At 35.9% G+C, this 17,804-nt stretch carries 18 protein-coding genes; 2 read left to right on the top strand and 16 right to left on the bottom strand.

Features of this window, described 5'->3' with window-relative positions:
- The first annotated feature begins 90 nt into the window (after window positions 1-90).
- Window positions 91-1,689, top strand: coding sequence for a DGQHR domain-containing protein (locus tag NG743_RS05035; RefSeq protein ID WP_027404586.1), 1,599 nt, complete (start codon window positions 91-93; stop codon window positions 1,687-1,689).
- On the opposite strand, the gene NG743_RS05030 is transcribed toward NG743_RS05035, so the two are convergent.
- From NG743_RS05030 to NG743_RS05005, 6 genes are all read right to left on the bottom strand, one after another.
- Window positions 1,690-2,628: an HNH endonuclease gene (locus NG743_RS05030; protein WP_027404587.1), complete on the bottom strand. Its 939-nt coding sequence runs from the start codon at window positions 2,626-2,628 to the stop codon at window positions 1,690-1,692.
- Between the two features lie 36 nt (window positions 2,629-2,664).
- On the bottom strand, window positions 2,665-3,138 hold the full coding sequence (locus tag NG743_RS05025; protein WP_027404588.1) for a DNA phosphorothioation-associated protein 4: 474 nt from the start codon (window positions 3,136-3,138) through the stop codon (window positions 2,665-2,667).
- A gap of 224 nt (window positions 3,139-3,362) precedes the next feature.
- The gene (locus NG743_RS05020) at window positions 3,363-3,923 is read right to left on the bottom strand and encodes a Uma2 family endonuclease (RefSeq protein ID WP_027404590.1); all 561 of its coding nucleotides are present in this window, start codon (window positions 3,921-3,923) and stop codon (window positions 3,363-3,365) included.
- A gap of 32 nt (window positions 3,924-3,955) precedes the next feature.
- Window positions 3,956-4,594 carry a Uma2 family endonuclease gene (locus NG743_RS05015; RefSeq protein ID WP_027404591.1) on the bottom strand — a complete coding sequence of 213 codons (639 nt, stop codon included), beginning with the start codon at window positions 4,592-4,594 and terminating at the stop codon, window positions 3,956-3,958.
- A 34-nt stretch (window positions 4,595-4,628) separates the two neighbouring features.
- On the bottom strand, window positions 4,629-6,701 hold the full coding sequence (locus tag NG743_RS05010; RefSeq protein ID WP_257121630.1) for an AAA family ATPase: 2,073 nt from the start codon (window positions 6,699-6,701) through the stop codon (window positions 4,629-4,631).
- Complete coding sequence (locus NG743_RS05005) at window positions 6,698-6,928, bottom strand: hypothetical protein (RefSeq protein WP_035083309.1); 231 nt, start codon at window positions 6,926-6,928, stop codon at window positions 6,698-6,700. The genes NG743_RS05010 and NG743_RS05005 overlap by 4 nt, the downstream gene beginning before the upstream one ends.
- 338 nt (window positions 6,929-7,266) lie before the next feature.
- Here NG743_RS05005 and uvrB point away from each other — a divergent pair, with 338 nt between their 5' ends.
- The gene (uvrB, locus tag NG743_RS05000; RefSeq protein ID WP_306459845.1) at window positions 7,267-9,264 is read left to right on the top strand and encodes an excinuclease ABC subunit UvrB; all 1,998 of its coding nucleotides are present in this window, start codon (window positions 7,267-7,269) and stop codon (window positions 9,262-9,264) included.
- 13 nt (window positions 9,265-9,277) lie between these two features.
- Here the strand turns inward: uvrB and NG743_RS04995 are convergent, their stop codons facing one another.
- The 10 genes from NG743_RS04995 to NG743_RS04950 all read right to left on the bottom strand — a co-directional run bounded on the left by NG743_RS04995 (window position 9,278) and on the right by NG743_RS04950 (window position 17,664).
- Window positions 9,278-9,889: a hypothetical protein gene (locus tag NG743_RS04995; protein ID WP_193962531.1), complete on the bottom strand. Its 612-nt coding sequence runs from the start codon at window positions 9,887-9,889 to the stop codon at window positions 9,278-9,280.
- Between the two features lie 3 nt (window positions 9,890-9,892).
- Window positions 9,893-10,240 (bottom strand): STAS-like domain-containing protein, encoded by a 348-nt coding sequence (locus NG743_RS04990; protein WP_027404595.1) that lies wholly within the window; start codon window positions 10,238-10,240, stop codon window positions 9,893-9,895.
- A 72-nt stretch (window positions 10,241-10,312) separates the two neighbouring features.
- Window positions 10,313-10,621 carry a HAMP domain-containing histidine kinase gene (locus tag NG743_RS04985; protein WP_027404596.1) on the bottom strand — a complete coding sequence of 103 codons (309 nt, stop codon included), beginning with the start codon at window positions 10,619-10,621 and terminating at the stop codon, window positions 10,313-10,315.
- Window positions 10,622-10,713: 92 nt separating this feature from the next.
- Window positions 10,714-11,121, bottom strand: a complete 408-nt coding sequence (locus NG743_RS04980) for a hypothetical protein (RefSeq protein ID WP_051424450.1) — start codon at window positions 11,119-11,121, stop codon at window positions 10,714-10,716.
- A gap of 282 nt (window positions 11,122-11,403) precedes the next feature.
- Entirely contained in the window at window positions 11,404-11,817 is a 414-nt protein-coding gene (gene arfB, locus NG743_RS04975; protein WP_027404598.1) for an alternative ribosome rescue aminoacyl-tRNA hydrolase ArfB, read from the bottom strand.
- Between the two features lie 161 nt (window positions 11,818-11,978).
- A complete protein-coding gene (locus NG743_RS04970; protein WP_027404599.1) occupies window positions 11,979-12,242 on the bottom strand; it encodes a hypothetical protein in 264 nt (87 codons plus the stop codon).
- Between the two features lie 74 nt (window positions 12,243-12,316).
- Window positions 12,317-12,586, bottom strand: a complete 270-nt coding sequence (locus tag NG743_RS04965) for a hypothetical protein (protein WP_027404600.1) — start codon at window positions 12,584-12,586, stop codon at window positions 12,317-12,319.
- A 138-nt stretch (window positions 12,587-12,724) separates the two neighbouring features.
- Window positions 12,725-14,260 (bottom strand): beta-barrel domain-containing protein, encoded by a 1,536-nt coding sequence (locus NG743_RS04960; protein ID WP_257121628.1) that lies wholly within the window; start codon window positions 14,258-14,260, stop codon window positions 12,725-12,727.
- Window positions 14,261-14,325: 65 nt separating this feature from the next.
- Window positions 14,326-17,046 carry an ABC transporter transmembrane domain-containing protein gene (locus NG743_RS04955; protein ID WP_257121627.1) on the bottom strand — a complete coding sequence of 907 codons (2,721 nt, stop codon included), beginning with the start codon at window positions 17,044-17,046 and terminating at the stop codon, window positions 14,326-14,328.
- A gap of 21 nt (window positions 17,047-17,067) precedes the next feature.
- Window positions 17,068-17,664 carry a helix-turn-helix domain-containing protein gene (locus tag NG743_RS04950; RefSeq protein WP_027404603.1) on the bottom strand — a complete coding sequence of 199 codons (597 nt, stop codon included), beginning with the start codon at window positions 17,662-17,664 and terminating at the stop codon, window positions 17,068-17,070.
- Window positions 17,665-17,804 lie beyond the last annotated feature (140 nt).

Genomic DNA, 17,804 nt, shown 5'->3' with positions numbered 1-17,804 from the left:
AGTGCAACGTATTTTTAAAAATTGCATCCCTAGTATCCATTTTTTTGGACAATAAAGCAAGAGTTCATCACTAAGTTTTCAAAAATTAACATGAATGATAGTACAAATACACTAAATAATCAACTCGCTAACGAGTATTTAGAACGGGAAAATCAGGATAAACAGGTATTAGCTTTACTGCTAGACAGGTTTTTAGAGAAGAAAGACCAAATTCTTGTCCAAAAGACAGAAATGGGTGGTACTGAGGCTTATGTAGGTTCTGTGACATTGGAATGGTTTGCGGGACGGGTACATTTTGCGTCTGGTTTACCCCTGCTGCAAAAAAAGTACAACCCAGAGACAGAGAATATTGAAATTGATGCTGATAGTATTGATGACATTCAACAACGTCCTGTTGACTGGTCGCGTCAAGCACCGTTAGTACAGTATTTAGCAGCGAGGAAAAATCATAAATTTCCGGCTGTACTAGTAGTAATTAATCAACCTTGGGTAGATAACCCCAAAGCAGCAGAGTGGGATAGTCAAGGACGGGCTAAAAAAGCGACTACTGATTTTATACCTTTAGACAAAGATGGTAAAGTCGGTTTACTGAATATTTCTGAAGACAATGTGACAATTTATGCTTTAGATGGTCAGCATAGATTAATGGGTGTCCAAGGTTTGATGGAGTTAATTAAATCTGGTAAACTGCAACGTTATAAAAAGGATAAAACTGCTGATGAAAGTTTTATTACTCTATCTGATTTGATTGAGAAATATCAAGTAGAACCTGCTTATTTACAAAATTTATCTAAAGAAAAAATTGGCATTGAATTTATTTGTGCTGTGAATACTGGGGAAACTCATACAGAAGCAAAACGACGGGTAAGATCAATTTTCGTTCATGTGAATTTGATGGCTGCACCTTTAACTAAAGGTCAGTTAGCACAATTAAATGAAGATGATGGTTTTGCTATTGTAGCGCGAAAGATTGCGGTTACACATCCACTTTTAGAACAAAAACCCAATCGCAATCCCCGTGTTAATTGGAATAGTGCCACAGTAGCTGCTAATTCTACGGTTTTGACGACCTTGCAAGCCTTACAAGATATGTCCGAAAGGTATTTGGGTCAAAAGTTCCCCCACTGGAAACCTTTGGAAAAAGGGTTAATTCCCATGCGTCCAGAAAATGAAGAAATTCAGGAAGGAATTGCCGATTTTAGACTACTTTTTGATAATTTAGCGAATCTTCCGAGTTATAAAATATTGGAACATGAAGATACTACTGTTTTGCGGCGCTTCCATTTTGAGAAAGACGGAGGTGAGGGAAATATGTTATTTCGTCCAGTTTCTCAAGTTGCTTTAGCGCAAGCTTTGGGAACTTTGGTATTTAAAAAAGATTTTGCTTTGACGGATATTTTTAAGAAGTTGGAGAAATTTGACCGTCAAGGGGGTTTTAGCAGTATGGAATATCCTCAATCTATATGGTATGGGGTTTTATATGACCCCAATAAAAAGCGGGTACAGGTAGTAGGAAAAGATTTAGCTGTGAAGTTATTCATTTATATGTTGGGAGGAATGACTGAAAAAATGGAAGTTACTGCTTTACGTAAAGCTTTAGCTAATGCTAGGACAATGGAAGAACAAACTATAGGTTTTGATGGTAAGTTAGTAAAACCGCAGGAGGTAGGACTTCCTGTTATTTTATAATTAGGGCTGAAATATATGATCACGATGCCATTGCAAAGCTTCAATATCTGGAAAATATTTCTCCACTTTCGGTAATATAAGTATTTCCCCATGAAATTCTGTTATTGTTTTAGCGTGGGGAGATACTTCTTCTAATTCTTTGCTGACGATAATTTTGTACTTATCATCAACAGCAAACCAACCCCTATCAAAAGCCCAATGATGATTTTTACAAAGTGCTATTCCGTTATGTATTCTACTGTCATAAAAAGCAGAAAATGGCTTTATATGTGCGCCGTCAACAATATTTTGATTACCAGTTTTAGTAACTTTTAACCCACAAAAAGCGCATTGACAATCATATACAGAAACAACCGCTTTTCTAAAAAAAGCATTTCTAATTAGTGTTTTTTTTAAACTCCATTGAGGGTTGTTGGGTAAATTTCCAATATCATCTAGTTTTTCTACTTCTGGATAATCTTGAAATGTTTGATTAATTTGTAGAAATTCCTCAATTTCATCTTCATTATCCGAGAAAAAAGCAGCTACAAGTGCATCAATTAATTCTTTGCGAGAAGATTCATCTTGTAAGTAGTTAAATAATTCACTGTCTAAATATGCGTATTCAACAGCCTGTTTTAATTGGTTAGTTGTTTTTGGTTGTAAATTATTAAAACCTGCTTTAATTTCTACGTGCCAAAATCCCTCATTTTGCAGATGAAAAAATGGATAGTGTAAACCCCCTTTATAAGATTGTGAGCCAATAACATTCCAATATTTATTAAAAGCTTGAATTAATTCCTCTGAGACAAAAATTTGATTATTGGTAATAACTCCTCTCATAATCAAATCAATTACGGTTAAAACTAATATTGGTTTATATTGAGCATTACCACGTTTTCGGCTATTACTTACTCTTAACTTAGAAAACTTTTCACAATAAAAACGAAGATTATTCATATTTCACTACTTGGTAAAAAACACAAACAAAATGGATTATTTTAAAAATCTAGTTAAATTAAATTCTCCTTCTATATTATTTTCTTGATAATCTATTGCTTTTCTTAAAATCAATAGAAATTGTATTTCATAATCAACAATTCCTCGTAATTCAGTTTGTAATATTTCTAATCCCCCATTAGCATACTCTTCAAATACTTGAGTCCGTTTATCCTCATATTCATCTTCCCTAGAAACAAGTATTTGGATATCACTTGTCTCAACAATTCCTAATAATTTGATAATTTTGTCATAACCCAGTGAAGCAAAATTTTCTTGTGGAATTGGAGAAGGCTCTCTTTTTGTAGTATCTCCTAAAGGAACACTTTTTTTATACTTTACTCCTAATGCTGCTGCAAATATCATCACCTCCACATAAGTTTGGAAAACTCCCGGTGTTTCTTTAGAAGCTAGTAACGATTTGACCAACTCAGCCTTATCTTGAGCAATTTTGATTCTATTTGCCGCCATAATTATAAAATATATACCCTTAACATCATAAACCAAACTTAACCTACTAATACCACAAATTCGCGCTCTTCTCCGCGCCTCTGCGACTCTGCGTGATAAAAAAATCCATCAGACTCACGCAAAATATCTTTGAAACCTTCTCTCCTTCCTGTCCTTCGCTTCTATCCCTTCGGGACGCTACGCGAACGTGGTTCATTCCTTCATAACCTGCGCGAAACAAAAAATCAAAAAATATCCTCATAAACCAGAGAAAGAGGAAACGTAAAATCAACACTAACTAAATGTACATTATCACCCTCAACAAAAGGATGTAACTCCCATAAACCCCTATCATTTAAGCGAAAACAATCCAAACTGATTTTATCAGCACTAATTAAAACATATTCTTGCAAAGATTCAATCCGTCTATACTGCTGAAACTTTCCCCCCCTATCATAAGCTTCCGTACTTGGAGAAAGCACCTCAACAATTAAGCAAGGAAATTGAATAAACTTAATAGCTTGTTTATCCCGTTCATCACAACTTACCATGACATCAGGATAATGAAACGGACCATTTTCCGATATACCCACTTTAGCATCTGCCATAAAAGGACGACAATTACCACCCCGCAAATGATTTTTTAACCCAGAAGCCAAATTTAAAGCAATAGTAGTATGGGGAATAGTTCCCCCAGTCATAGCAAAAACTTCACCATTGATATATTCATATTTAATATTTTGCTGTTCCTCCCACTCCAAATACTCCAAAGGACTCATATAACTTTTCTCAAAATTAGCAACCATAACATTTACCTCCTGATTTTGCGTAAAACTAATTAACTAAAAATTTGCAACAACCAGCGATTAACTTCACCATCATCTTGAGTTAAACTGCGTTGAATAGCTTCTTGAACAGTAGATATTTGCAAACCTGGTAAAACCTTTGAATCCTCAATTCTCCTACTTCCACCATCAATAATTTCAAAAGCAATAATATCATTATTATTAGCATCCATAACCCAATATTCCTTTACCCCCAACCGTTCATAGAGTAATCGCTTAAAACCCAAATCATCATTAATAGAAGAAACAGCAACTTCCACAACTAAAGTCGGTGCTGTTAACTCATTAATATTGACAGGAGAATTATTCAAAGGTGGAAATGTTATCTTATCCCCAATATAAAAAGCTAAATCAGGTTGACATTCTCCCTCACTTGTTCTGCGAAAACTGGTATTTACCCAGCCTTTAATCTTAATATTTTTCAATGTCGCATAAAAATTCACAACATTTGCAACAACATTATTATTATTTCCATGAATTGAACCAACAGGTGACATTTCTACCCTCATATAATTTTGATAAAAATAAAATCTTCCTTGCTGATAATCAGAATGTTCAGCAACCTCCATAAACTCATCCCAACTCACACTTACCCACGTATCCGTCACCAAACTTAAAGAACTAACAACCATTTCTTTCTTCCTTTGCGCCTTTGCGTGAGATATATTAATTTCGTTCAACCTCAACAATTTCCGTATATTCAAAACCATTCAAACTCTGTCGAACCAAAGCATATCTTTCTCTCCCCAACTCAATAAAATCCTGTTCACAATTAGGCTTAGAAGAATAATAAACCAAAACATATTCCTTCCCCACCTTATCAGCAATTTCCTCCTCAACCTCAACCCGCCACTGAGTCTTAGTCACCAACACAACCAACTGATTTGCTAACTTAGGAATAGTTCGCGCAATGTGACGACGAGAATTAACATCTAAACTCCCAAAAGGAGAATCCATAACAATCGGAAAAGTGCTACTTTCAGGAAGCATAATCATTTTTCGCTTCTCACTCCAGTCACGCACCTTATCAATAATACTAGCGATAAAAGATAAACTGAGAACTTGATTTTCCCCCGTCGAAGCTGCGACTGGTGCTTCAATTCCCGTCGTATTTTCCACCAAACTTAATTCATACTTTTCGCTAATTTTAGGAACATAAGGAGTAAAAGACATATCCGAAAAAATTTCCTGTACTCGCTGTTCTAATTGCAGACGAAATTGATTTTCTTGACGGTTTTTAACTTCTGATAACCGTTCAATAGCATCTTGAGTAGCATTAATCCGACGCTGTGCTAAAGATTGTTTTTCCTCATTTTGTTTTTGCTTAGATATTTGTTTTATCAAAGCATCAATATCAGTTTTTAGGTGAGAAACTTCCTGTTGATTTGCACCCTGTTCTCGATTTAATTCATCAATTTTGGCTTCAATTTCATCAAGACGTTTTTGTAAACTGCTAATTTCCTCATTGGGATCTTTTCGCAGTTGTTCTTGAATAGTCGCTAATTCCAATTCAACTTGATTGAGATTTTCCCTTAACTGTTGAATTCTGGCTTGTTCCCTGTCTGCTTCTTCCCAAAAATCAACTGCTTGTTTATCAATTTCATCAACTTGTGCGCTCATTCTAATTGCGGTTTCTTCCACAGTTGAAGAACCTGCTTTTCTCATTAAATTCTTCACATGAAAATGAGTATGAGTTCCTTCCCTTAAATCTGCACCACAAATACAACGTCCACTATTGAGTAAATCATTGACAAATTCCCGGGAAATTCCTGCTGTTAATTCACCCTTTTGTTTTAAATCTGTAAATATTTCCCGAAACTTAGCCGTAGTTTCCGATAACAGAACAGTATAACCCCGTGCGGAAATAGTCTTTTTCAAATTCTCCCGTGTTTTCTTCAACTCTTCCCGTAAACTATCTTTTTGCGATTCTAAACTTTGCTTTCTTTCCTGTAATTCCTTAACAGCACTCAAATCTCGTAACTTATTACTAACTTCCTTTTTAAAAGTTTGCTGATATTCCAACTCTTGATTTATTTCCGTTTGACGTTTATTAATGTTTTCAATTTCCAGTTCTTGCTTTTCTTGCTGAGTTAATAACTGTTTAGTTTCCGCGTCGCCAATATGTTTTAACTCAGTTTCTAAACTCTTTTTAGCATCTTTCAAATGTTTAATCGACAGTTCAATAACTTCCACACCCAAAAAAGTTCTAATTGCTTCGGAAATTTCCGCTTTATTATCAGAACGGACAATTTCTTCAATCCGTTCACCGTCAAAGAAAAAATATTGATGTAAACTTGCTGGTAAAATCTGAGTAATGATTTCCTCAGCTTGCTGAAGTGGGAAATACCATTTTCCGTCATCTCCAGCAACTTGAATTTTTAACTGAGTTTTCCCAGCTTCGATTACATCACTTTCATTTTTGTAAACCCGACAACCACGAGTAGCGCGATAACGATTACCTTCATGTTCCCAACCAACTTCCACCCAACATTCCACCGGTTGACTAGGTTGAGATTCTGCGATCGCGCGTTTATTTACTAACTGTTCAGTTGACGCAAAAGCCGCACTAAACTTTTCATATAAAACCCAAGTAAATGCATTCAAAATACTAGTTTTACCTGCGCCATTACTACCATAAATCATAGTAGTATTGCGAACATCTCCACCAGCTAAAGTTATTTCTGGTGTCTTCCCATAAAAAGAACGAAAATTACATAATTTAATCGAAGTTAGCTTCATTGCACCGCTTCCTTCACAATAGTGAGAATATCATCATTAATATGACCCTTACTCTTTCTATCTAATCGGCTTTTCTCCAATCTCCACACCTTCTCAATAATTTGCTTTACCTCCGGTGGTGCGGTGGTAATTGGTTCTTGAACATCTTCAATATTTGCTTCTGGTATCATTTTTAAAACAGCGGTAGATTTATTTTCTATTTTAACCAGTTCTGATACTATAGACATAACCCACGCAAAAATTCTCTAAAACCCTTCTTTTCTTCCTTAGTGTCCTTCGCTTCTTCGTGGTTCATTTCTCATAATTCCTATATAAATACAAGTATAAATTGATATTTAAGTAGAAAAAAATTCTTTTTTTTGGGTTTTAGGGGTTGACTCGCGCCGCCAGGCGTGATATTCTGATAATGGAAATGCGTGCCTAAATAAAAATTTTATCACCACTCCATTATATTAATATAGCACATCGCCAGCGATGTTGCAAACCAACTTCCCAAAAAAAAATTTCGCGCCTAACGCAAAACTGAGAAATTGTGTAGAATTGCTAGGTGTAACGTTCAAGCTAGATAATGGATTTTAATCTGCAAGCGCCTTTTGTTCCCACTGGTGATCAACCACAAGCGATCGCACAACTTTCTGCTAGTATTCAAAAAGGAAATCATTATCAAACATTACTGGGTGCGACAGGAACTGGGAAGACATTCTCCATAGCCGCAGTCATTGAAAAAGTCGGTAGACCTACCCTAGTATTAGCACATAATAAGACATTAGCTGCCCAGTTGTGTAACGAACTGCGGGAGTTTTTTCCTGATAATGCAGTTGAGTATTTTGTCAGTTATTACGATTACTATCAACCGGAAGCATACATTCCTGTTACTGATACTTATATAGAAAAAACATCAGCGATTAATGAAGAAATAGATATGTTACGACATTCCGCCACTCGTTCCTTATTTGAACGCAAGGATGTGATTGTCGTCGCCTCAATTAGTTGTATTTACGGTTTAGGAATGCCGGCGGAATACCTCAAAGCCGCAATTCGGTTACAATTGGGAATGGAAATTGATCCGCGTCAAGTTTTACGAGATTTAACCGCAGTTCAATATACTCGGAATGATATCGAAATGGGGAGAGGAAAATTTCGAGTTCGTGGTGATGTTTTAGAAATTTCTCCTGCTTATGAAGATAGAATTATTAGAGTTGAATTCTTTGGTGATGAAATTGATGCAATTAGGTATGTAGATCCTGTTAGTGGGGAAATTCTCCACAGTTTAGAAGTCGTAAATATCTACCCAGCGCGTCACTTTGTTACGCCCAAAGAAAGAGTAGAAATAGCTTGTGAAGATATAGCTACAGAATTAAAACAGCAACAATTAACATTAGAATCAATGGGGAAATTAGTTGAAGCGCAACGCATTGATCAACGCACCCGTTATGATTTGGAAATGTTACGAGAAGTGGGATATTGTAACGGCGTAGAAAATTATTCTCGTCATTTAGCAGGAAGACAAGCGGGAGAACCACCAGAATGTTTAATTGATTATTTTCCCAAAGATTGGTTATTAGTAATAGATGAATCTCATGTTACCGTTCCCCAAATTCGCGGAATGTATAATGGAGATCAAGCGAGGAAAAAAGTATTAATAGATCATGGTTTTCGGCTTCCCAGTGCTGCGGATAATCGTCCTTTACAAGCCGAAGAATTTTGGCAAAAAGTCAATCAATGTATTTTCGTTTCTGCGACTCCAGGAAATTGGGAATTAGAAATTTCGGAAGAGAATATTATTGAACAAGTAATTAGACCGACGGGAGTAATTGACCCAGAAATATTTGTGCGTCCTACAGAAGGACAAATTGATGATTTATTAGGAGAAATAAAAGATCGAGTTGACCGTCAAGAAAGAACTTTAGTAACAACATTAACTAAACGCATGGCGGAGGATTTGACTGAATATTTAGAAGAGAGAGGAATTAGAATCAGATATTTGCATTCAGAAATTAATTCCATTCAACGGATTGAGATTTTACAAGATTTGCGAAATGGTGTTTTTGATGTGTTAGTCGGTGTCAATTTATTGCGGGAAGGTTTAGATTTACCCGAAGTTTCTTTAGTTGCAATTATGGACGCAGATAAGGAAGGATTTTTGCGGACTGAACGTTCTTTAATTCAAACTATTGGCCGGGCGGCGCGTCACATTAGAGGAAAGGCAATTTTATATGCTGATAAATTAACAGGGAGTATGATTAAAGCCATTGATGAAACTGATAGAAGAAGAGGAATTCAAACGGCTTATAATAAATTGCACGGAATTACGCCGCAACCGATTATTAAAAAACAAACTAATTCGATTTTATCATTTTTAGATGCTTCTCGGCGATTAAATGCCACTGATTTAAAAATGGTTGATGAACATCTAGATGAATTATCTTTGGAAGATATTCCAGAGTTAATTACCCTGTTAGAAAAACAGATGAAGGAAGCGGCGAAGAAGATGGAATTTGAAGAAGCTGCAAAATTACGCGATCGCATTAAACATCTGCGCGATAAAATGTTAGGAAGATAACATAAATGTATAATTAACGCCTTACTAACTTCTTTTGCATAGCAGCATCTTGAATAACATATTTATTGCTAGTGAACACCTGAATACCTGGAACAACACTATAATCCATATCATCAGTAATAATCTTAACTGTTCCTGCTCCTGCTATGCTAATAGCTTCGAGCATCAGCAAATCATAACCATCAACTGCTTGGGTGGTAAATAGCTTAATAGCAGCATCAGTAGTAGCATCATCTACTGTTAGTTTAATAGGAATAGCGATCGCTTTAACCTGACTCCAAACCCATTTAACTTCAGTAACTAAATTAGCCCGTTCTTCTGGATAATCATGACGGTATTTCTTAAAGTGTAAACCCGGATGAGATTGGACATAAATGTCATATTCTGTTTTCTCTATGATATGAGCAAGTTCTGCTAAAGTGAGTCCAGAGTAGGTGAGAGTAGCTCCATTTTGCAGCGTTTTGTTGATATAGTTGGGATAATCTGTAATTTGGTAAGGTTTAGCAGTAAATGCAGCGTTGGTATAAGTTTGCCAAAACCAGACATTGGTATCTACAAAGAAAATGTCACTCTGCTGTGGAGTGTCAGTTTTAATATCTATGATATCAGCTTGAATAATCGCCATACTTCAAAAACTTGCAGCCATATCTGTTATCACCGTATCCACAGCATTACGATATTTTTCATCAGAGTAATAACGTTTAGCTCTAGTCATTACGTGATTAATAACATCCCATCCATCAGCATTGAGAGAAGTAAATTCAAGCAATTGATTCAACTTCTCAGATGGGATATCTTTTAACAATTGACCAAATGCAAAATTCACAAATGGAGATGCAAAAACCTTCACTCCTGCAAAATCTAACTCCACAGTTTCATCAGTTAGTAAACATGGATGAATCTGATCATATAACTTTTGTCCACCATCAGGAGTGATGGCATACTCGCCAACTATATCGTAAACTTTATACATCATGTCCTTATCTCCCTCTCTCTAAAGCTTCAGCTTCTTGAGTTTAGGAACTTCTGAAGCTAAACAGTAGTATTTTTAATCACATCGAAAAGCCATATTGACTAGCGTTTCCGAAAAGTTAGTACAAATGTTTTCATATTTAATTCCATTATCCCCTATATTGACATAGCTGTCATTACTGAAAATCATCAGAGTTCCATGATTTTTTCTGACAAATTCCTGTAGTATGTGTAAACCTTCACCCTGTCGGATACCTTGCCGTTTGGTACTATTTCCTGGCTTAAATGCCCACTCTAGAGCCTCAATAGCTGTCATGTCCGCATTTTCGGGTAAAGTGCGAACACTATTCGGTATACCAATCCCAAAGTCGACCACCCCAACCATTTATATCCTAAGGAATGAGGATTAAATAAAGTGCAAATCTTGATGGATGTAATTTAACATTAGGTTAGACGGTCGTTATCAAGAATCGTAAGTTAATAAATCCACATTCCTACGTAGTCAGCAATGGCTATCGGGTCGTGTTGAAGATCGCTTCGATAAGGTACTGAATTACCATCCCAAGGTTTCTGATTGTAGCCAAAATCATAGAGGAACCCATTTTGAGCCAAATTCATCCGAATTTTGTCTATAAGTGTATTCCAGTGAAAAATGACATTTCCACCCCTGTATGCAAATAGGCGAACTATTCCCCCTAAAAAGGTAACACCGATGTGTCCAAGGAATTCGCAATAGTGGAAATCAATTATCAGTTCCAAGCAGTCTTCAGGGAGTTGCAATATCTCATCCCAGTCTTTCAAAAGCATCTCTACATGACGCGGATAGTCTTTTATTGTATCCACATACAGAACGGGTGGTTGATTTTTGGTAATTACTAATGACAAAACAACTCCAAATAATTATGATTCTCTATAATTTTGACAATTAGAGCCAATAATACTAGATTTCATAACCTCATTGGTTATTTTTGGCTAGAGTAGTATATTTTTATTCTTCGCATTAAGCATCTTCGAGATAAAATGTTGGGACGTTAATATATAGCATTTATGTACAAGATTTTTTTTAACGAACCACAGAGGCACAGAGAACACAGAGAAAGAGAGAAAGGAGATGTTTGTATTTTATTAGGATTGCTATATATTATCATCACAGTAATAGCATCGTGATTATTCTGTAATTTTTCCTCTAGTTAACTTAATTTGTCCCCGCTTGTTTTTACTATCAAGACGTTTTCTTTGAGAACTGCGACTTGGTTTTGTCCGTTTGCGTTTTCGAGGTAACACAGATACACTTTTAATCAGTTCTTGAAGTCGTCTGAAAGCTTCCTCTTTGTTCTGTTCTTGACTGCGGTATTCCTGCGCTTTAATCACCACAACTCCCTCAAGAGTAATGCGGTTATCTTTCAACTTTAAAAGCCGTTCTTTATAGATTTCTGGTAAAGAAGAAGCCCCAATATCAAAGCGCAAATGAATAGCAGTAGCCACCTTATTGACATTTTGACCACCTGCACCCTGAGAACGAATTGCACTAATTTCAATATCGCTATCAGGAATAATTACTGTCTGGGAAATTTCTATCATTTATATGCAGTAATTCATATCTATAATCCCACATTATAACATACACCAGTTTTCATATAACTGTAAACAATTATCAGCAAGAACAACAAAAAAGAGGAAGTTTTTACTTCCTCGGAGATAAGCGGTGGTGTGTAAAGAAAAAACAACCACCTAATAATTGTTCACAATACTAAATAGACAGCACTTCTAGCCAGATCAAGAGTAAAAATTTTATTATCGTAGAAACTCAATGGACCACGATATGCTGTTTCTAAGTTATTTATACCATCATAAACAGTCGTTAAGGCAACATCAGCACCCCGTCCACCTAAGAAGGGTAAGGGTAAAGGTATAATACCAGTACCTAAAATTTGTTGTATTTGCCCTGAATTTAAGTCATCCAAAAATATCTTTTCCTGTAAGTCAGAAATTATGATTGTAGCCATGATCTTATTTCCCTATTAAACAGTGAACAGTTTTGGTAAATGTGACAAAATCGCCCTTGAATCTGCGGAAATAACTAACGATTTACCCAAGCATTAACTGTCCGAGCATAATCTATCGTATTAAATTTATTATCATGAAAGCTACCGGCTCCTTCATAAGTTGTTGAGATGGTATTTACACCATCATAAACAGTGGTTACAAAAACATTAGGACTTAGCCCTAGAGGGGGATAAAACCCTCCTAAACCTCTTCCTAATAAAACATACAATTCTGGTGGCATTAAATCATCAATAAAGGTTAACAAATGACTAGGATATAGGTCATTTATCACTATTTTCTTCATTGTCTTACCCTCTCATCTTTAGTAATTTCAACTATTTCATTCTGACATTTTTCTCTTAAAAATAATCAAAAAGTTGCATATTAAAGCCTTTAAAAAAAGACATAACTTATTAAATTATGTCTTCGATACTAATTTTATTTAAAGCTCTAAACCACTCTTTTGCAACTTCTTAAATGGATCTAAGATAAAGTCAATAACATGACGCTGACGAATGATTACTTCCGCACTTGCTGTTTGTCCAGGGGTAATAGGAATCCGTTTGTTACCGACTTGAATATAAGGATTTTCTAAAGCGATATCTAATTCATAAGTTTCTATGCGGTTAGAACTATTTTCTTGAACTCTAGAGTTAGGTGAAATCCAACTAATACGTCCTGACACAATTCCGTATTCTTGGAAAGGATAAGCATCAAATTTAATTTTGACTGGCATTCCTGCCTTGACAAAACCACTATTTTGACTAGGCATACGTGCCTTCAAGATCAAGGGAGCATTTTCGGGAGCAATTTGAGCAATCATTTGTCCTACTTGGACAACAGAACCAGATTTTTTAATAGGTAATTCAAAAATTATTCCATCAATGGGAGAACGGATAGTTCGCTGTTTTAGTTGTAAATTTAAGGCTGTAATCTGTCCTTTTGTCTGCATCATTTCTGATTTAAGGGAAATGATTTGATTTTGAATGTCTTTAAACTGTTCTTGACTTTTCAATAAAATTAATTCTCCGCCTTTTAGAGAACTTTTATAACGACTTTCTTCTTCTTCTAACCGTAGTCTTGCCTGTTCAATATCTGATCTAACTTGATTCATTAGTGACTGATAACGACTGACTTCTTCCTTTAGTTTTAACTTTGCTGTTTGCAGATTAAATTTTGCTTCTTCTTGAGAACGTTGACTTTCTTCAGCAATTTTTTCTAATTCTATTATTTTAGTTTGAGCAATTATTCCTTCCTTTAATAGCAGACGATAACGTTGAACTTCCGAAATATCTCGACGTAAGCGACTTGTAGCTAATCTGTAGTTAGTTTGATTAGATTGTATATTCTGTTTTGCCTGATCAATTTGAGCTAATTTTTCCAAATCTTGGAAATCATAAGCACTTTTTTTAGTCTCAAATGTTTGTTTAGCTTGATTAAGTTGAGCAATTTTTTCTAATGATTGAGATTGGTTTTGCTGACGTTGAATATTAATTGACATTAAGACTTGATTCTTTAATATCTCTAGTTGAGATTGGCGATTAATTAACCCCTCTAATTTAGATTGTGCTTGTTGAATTTCTGTTTGTAAAACATCAGATTCCATTGCTAATAAAACTTGTCCAGCTTTAACAGTTGCTCCTTCTTTAACATTGACATTAACAACACTACCAGTTACCGCACTATCTAATTTTTGTGTTGCTCCTTTGGGTTCTATTCTCCCACTAGCATTACCCGTTTCATCAACTTTAGTTAACATTGCCCAAGGCAAAATAACGGTAGCAAAACTAACTAGTAAATACAACATGGAACGAGTCCATGCTTTTGGTAAAGCATCTAATAATTCCTCTGTGCCATAAAACCAATCCTTGGCTTTATCTAATATCTGGATTTGCTGGTTTGTTATTACAGCATTAGATTCAGGTTGACGCTGCGGCTTTATAGTAGTAGTTGGTTGGGTGTAAACTGACTGTGGCATAAATAATTAGAGAATTTTGGTTATATATCCCCGACTTCTTGAAGAAGTCGGGGATATGGTGAAAATTAATTTTTTTGTGCTAATTGTTGTTGATTAAGATAGAAATAATGTCCTCTTTTGGCGATTAATTGTTCATGTGTACCGCTTTCTACTAAAACACCACGATCTAAGACTAAAATTAGATCAGCATGACGAACTGTGGAAAGACGGTGAGCAATAATTACACTTGTACGTCCTTGCAGGATTTTTTTGAGGTTGTTCTGAATAATCCGTTCTGATTCGGCATCCAGGTGACTTGTGGCTTCATCTAATATTAAAAGTCGGGGATTTCCTAATAATGCGCGGGCAATTGCTAACCGTTGGCGTTGTCCTCCAGATAACATTCCTCCCCCTTCACCAATTTGAGTTTCATAACCCATTGGCATTCTTTTAATAAACTCATCTGCACCTGCAAGTCTGGCTGCTTCCATAATCTCTTCTAAAGAGGCTTCTGGATGAGCAATTGTGATATTTTCCCGAATTGTTCCTCCAAATAAAAAGGTATCTTGATCAACAACTCCAATTTGCGATCGCAAGGAATTTAAGGAAATACTAGTAACATCTTGATTGTCAATCAGAACTCTTCCATCTGTCGCTAGATATAAACCCAAAATCAACTTAGAAAGTGTTGTTTTTCCAGAACCACTGCGACCAACAACTGCTACAGTTTGTTCAGGCAAGATTTCAAAACTGAGATTTTCTAAAATATTAATCTCACTTTCAGGATGATAGCGAAAGGTAACATTATTAAAACTAATTCTCCCCATTAATCTTGGTAAAAATTGCCGAGGTTTATGTTCTAAATCTTCCTCTGGTTGTGCTTCTAAGACATCATTAATTCGTTCTGTGGCAACAATTACTTCCTGTAACTGATTCCACAAAATAATTAATCTTTGGAAAGGCTGAATAATATTGCCTAATAACATATTAAAGGCAACTAATTGACCAATGGTAAGTTGATTTTGAATAACCAACCAAGCTCCAAACCATAATAATCCTGTACTTGCCAAAGATTGAATAGTAGAACTAACTAATTGCAGTTGATTACCAATTACTTGACCACTAAAGTTCTTTTTGATTAAATTATTTAGCAATTCTTCCCAATGCCAACGCACCGTTTGTTCAATAGCCATTGAGCGAATCGAAGAAATGCCAGTCAAGCTTTGAATTAAATAACTATTTTCCAGTGTTCCTGCTGTAAATACCTCCCGACTAATCCGCCGCAAAAATGGTGTAGCAAAGAATGTTAAAATCACAAATGGCGGCACAATTGCTAATGTCATTAATGCCATTGGTGGACTATACCAAAACATTAATCCCACATAAATAAAGACTGTTAGTAAATCCAATCCAATGGAAAGAGCTTCACCAGTTAAAAAACGTTGAATTTTTTGATTTTCTTGGACACGGGAAACAATATCCCCGACATAACGAGATTCAAAAAATGCCAGCGGTAGACTAAATGTATGTTTAATAAAACCTACCATCAAGGCGATACTAATGCGGTTGGCTGTGTGATCTAGTAAATATTGTCTTAAGCCATTAATGGCAACCCGAAACAAGCCGAAAATTAACAATCCAAACCCGACAGTATTTAAAGTTAAAACACTGCCTTGAACAATAACTCTATCTAATAGGAGTTGAGTAAATAAAGGCGTGATTAATCCAAATATCTGAATTAATACCGAAGCCAGAAAGACTTCTAGGAGAACCTGAAAATGAGGTTTAACTAAATCCAATAACTGCCAAAATGGCGTGTTAGCTTCTGGCGTTTTTTTGAGGGAAGCTGTAGGTTGTAATAGTAAAGCGTAACCAGTCCAACCTGTGAGAAATTCCTTGGTAGTCAGCCGACGTTGACCAATGGCAGGATCGGCAATAATTACCTGTTTTTTGGTAATTTCATAGACAACAATGTAATGTTTACCTTGCCAATGAGCGATCGCTGGTAAAGGCTGTTGGGCAAATTTATCCAAACTGGCTTTTACCGGACGGGTAGCAAAACCAAGGCTTTCCGCCGCTGCACTCAAACTTCGCATAGATGCACCACTCCGGCTAATATTAGCCAGATCCCGCAGCCGATTAATACTCAGGTTTTTCCCCCAATAACGACCAATCATAACTAAGCAAGCAGCACCACAATCCGCAGCACTTTGTTGTTCAAAAAATGGGTAGCGTTTAGTAAATTTCCGCCACCAATTGCCAGCAATAACAGTAGGAACAGGAAAATATTGAGAGGGTTTCTTTGTTGATGTTGGTGGGGGAATAATTGGTTGAGAGAAATTAACAACTTTGCCATTTCTTGGCAATTCAACAATCGGTATATCTGGAGACTTAGGACTGTTAATTAACTCTGCCTTATTCAGCAAAAAATTATAAACAGGAGGAAATTCTCCCATGACCTTTTTTACCGTTTTTTCGGGAAGATAGGCAACCTTTAAATTCACAGAGGCTCTAGCAACATAACTGCTAAAATCTTGGTCTGGAAATAAAGTTAACTCCCCAAATGATAATCCTGGCGTGAGAGTATTAATTAAATTGTTGGAGCTATCAAGCAATCTTACCTTACCCGACAGCACAATATAAATTCCCGGCTTGGCTGTAGTCGCTTGCCAAAATTGCTTTGCTACAGGTGGCTCAATAATTTCTAAAGCCTGGATACAATCTTTAACTACTTGATCTGATAATCCATCACCCAAGACTTGCTTAATATATGTAGCTAATTGTTCCTGAGAAAACGCTGATAGCACTTCCTAACCTCCAAAACACTATTATTTATTGGTCTGCATGAGATTAAATGACCAATGAAAACTAGGTTCAGGTAGAGAATGCAAATCACTAATTTTAATTGCTAAATCCTGATTTTCAGTAGTTATCAATGGGGAACTTTTGCGTTTAGTAGACAGTCCCATTTGTTTAAGGAGGCGATTAATATGGCGATCGCTAATTTGAATTCCCAACTCCTTCGCCAAATGTTTACTCAACCATTGAGCCGTCCAATCACCAAAAGCATAGCCATATTCACGGGGACTACAATTAACTAATTCCTTTAATCTTTCAATATATTCATCATTAACAATCTTTGGTCTACCCAATGGTCGCTGATTCCATTTATGCGCCATCCCCGCCTCAGCAATACCGATCCAGTATCTCGCCATCTCCTGAGAACAACCAATCATTTCACAAATATGAGTTTGTGACTTTCCCATATCTGCTAACAACATAATCTCAATTCGTCGCCGATATTCTGGTTGCGAATTATTTTGTAAATTTTTTAGCAACACCTTTCGCTGAAAAGGTGTTAAAAACTTACTTTCATAATTATCGTAAATATTCACAACCTGATCTTGATGAGAATAAGATGACATAATTCTTACCAGTTGCTTTCTACTTTCAGATTCGGGCAAATTCATCTATTACATCTATTCCTAAAATCCAGATGCAAAAACTTTCACAGATATGCAATATTTAATCTGTAGGATGTTTCCTGAATATTCATTTAATTTTC

Source organism: Dolichospermum heterosporum TAC447 (assembly GCF_024584745.1).
GTDB classification, from domain to species: domain Bacteria; phylum Cyanobacteriota; class Cyanobacteriia; order Cyanobacteriales; family Nostocaceae; genus Dolichospermum; species Dolichospermum heterosporum.
This window is presented reverse-complemented; position numbering and strand designations above follow the sequence as displayed.

Excerpts from the sequence above, each read along its gene's own strand:
- NG743_RS04950 (WP_027404603.1), bottom strand. The coding sequence starts at position 17,664 with ATGTCATCTTATTCTCATCAAGATCAGGTTGTGAATATTTACGATAAT.
- NG743_RS05010 (WP_257121630.1), bottom strand. The coding sequence starts at position 6,701 with ATGAAGCTAACTTCGATTAAATTATGTAATTTTCGTTCTTTTTATGGG.
- NG743_RS05015 (WP_027404591.1), bottom strand. The coding sequence starts at position 4,594 with ATGGTTGTTAGTTCTTTAAGTTTGGTGACGGATACGTGGGTAAGTGTG.
- NG743_RS05020 (WP_027404590.1), bottom strand. The coding sequence starts at position 3,923 with ATGGTTGCTAATTTTGAGAAAAGTTATATGAGTCCTTTGGAGTATTTG.
- NG743_RS05025 (WP_027404588.1), bottom strand. The coding sequence starts at position 3,138 with ATGGCGGCAAATAGAATCAAAATTGCTCAAGATAAGGCTGAGTTGGTC.
- NG743_RS05035 (WP_027404586.1), top strand. The coding sequence starts at position 91 with ATGAATGATAGTACAAATACACTAAATAATCAACTCGCTAACGAGTAT.
- NG743_RS04985 (WP_027404596.1), bottom strand. The coding sequence starts at position 10,621 with ATGGTTGGGGTGGTCGACTTTGGGATTGGTATACCGAATAGTGTTCGC.
- NG743_RS04990 (WP_027404595.1), bottom strand. The coding sequence starts at position 10,240 with ATGATGTATAAAGTTTACGATATAGTTGGCGAGTATGCCATCACTCCT.
- NG743_RS04965 (WP_027404600.1), bottom strand. The coding sequence starts at position 12,586 with ATGAAGAAAATAGTGATAAATGACCTATATCCTAGTCATTTGTTAACC.
- NG743_RS04960 (WP_257121628.1), bottom strand. The coding sequence starts at position 14,260 with ATGCCACAGTCAGTTTACACCCAACCAACTACTACTATAAAGCCGCAG.
- NG743_RS05030 (WP_027404587.1), bottom strand. The coding sequence starts at position 2,628 with ATGAATAATCTTCGTTTTTATTGTGAAAAGTTTTCTAAGTTAAGAGTA.
- NG743_RS05005 (WP_035083309.1), bottom strand. The coding sequence starts at position 6,928 with ATGTCTATAGTATCAGAACTGGTTAAAATAGAAAATAAATCTACCGCT.
- arfB (WP_027404598.1), bottom strand. The coding sequence starts at position 11,817 with ATGATAGAAATTTCCCAGACAGTAATTATTCCTGATAGCGATATTGAA.
- NG743_RS04995 (WP_193962531.1), bottom strand. The coding sequence starts at position 9,889 with ATGGCGATTATTCAAGCTGATATCATAGATATTAAAACTGACACTCCA.
- NG743_RS04970 (WP_027404599.1), bottom strand. The coding sequence starts at position 12,242 with ATGGCTACAATCATAATTTCTGACTTACAGGAAAAGATATTTTTGGAT.